The 617-nt window shown below is 48.9% G+C and carries 1 protein-coding gene; it reads left to right on the forward strand.

The features are described 5' to 3' along the window. The coding region (locus R7R24_RS28265; RefSeq protein ID WP_318120387.1) for an isochorismatase family protein at nucleotides 1-600 on the forward strand (600 nt) is incomplete at its 5' end. Between the last annotated feature and the right edge of the window lie 17 nt (nucleotides 601-617).

The following is a 617-nucleotide window of genomic DNA, read 5'->3' on the forward strand; positions in this document are numbered from 1 at the left end:
AAAGGCTTTAGTGAGCTTTGTCCAGATGAATTACCTGTAGCAGGCGCATTGGACATCGTGCCGGAGCTACTAAAAAACCATGCGAAAGGTCGCTTGAAGCTAGTAAGCCGTGACTTGCACCCACCGAAAGCCGCTTGGGATGCAGAAACGCCCGCGAACATGCTAGAGCCCGTTGGCTTGCCAAATGTCGACGTAAAATGGAATCGCCAATGTGTGCTTGGCACGACAGGCGTAGAGCTTCTGGATGGGTTACCTCCAGTGCTTGACTACGATTTCCAAGTCAATAAAGGGATGGATCCGGACGCGCATCCTTACGGTATCTTCTTCCATGACGTGGCTGACACCAAAACTACGGGTGCAAATGAGTTTCTGAAATGCAATAAAATAGATACCGTCGTAGTTGGTGGATTAGCGCTCGATTTCTGCGTCAAGAAATCCGTTATGCAAGCGTTAGATCTCGGCTTTAAGGTGATTGTGAATCTAGCTGCAACTCGCGCCGTTCTGCCAGATACGGTCGACAGCGTGATCGCAGAGATGAAAGAAAAAGGCGCACTGTTTGTTGCAAATGCCGATGACATTATTGTTGAGCGCTTCGCGTAATTAACCGGTTTCCTTGT

It is taken from the genome of Vibrio sp. 704, from assembly GCF_033339295.1.